Raw genomic sequence first — 255 nt, forward strand, 5'->3', positions numbered from 1 at the left:
GATTTTTATCGATGGAACAAAGATTGAAGCGAATGCCAATAAGTTTACCTTTGTCTGGCGCAAGTCAGTAGAGAAGTACAGCGCCAGCCTGGTAGAGAAATCGGAAAAACTCTACGATGAATTGGTTAATCAGCAAATTATACCGGAAATAAAACGGGAAAGTCCGGAAGAACTTTCAACGGAAGAGTTAGTTGAAGTCGTTGAAAAACTGGAAGAAACCGTTGAAACCTTTACACAGGAAATCGAAAAAACGGA

The 255-nt window shown here is 40.0% G+C and carries 1 pseudogene; it reads left to right on the plus strand.

The annotated features are described in order from the left end of the window. A pseudogene (locus ACQCT8_RS19070) lies at positions 1-255 on the plus strand (IS5/IS1182 family transposase); the annotation flags it as partial.

This window comes from Jeotgalibacillus proteolyticus (assembly GCF_050107735.1).
GTDB classification, from domain to species: Bacteria; Bacillota; Bacilli; order Bacillales; family Jeotgalibacillaceae; genus Jeotgalibacillus; species Jeotgalibacillus proteolyticus_A.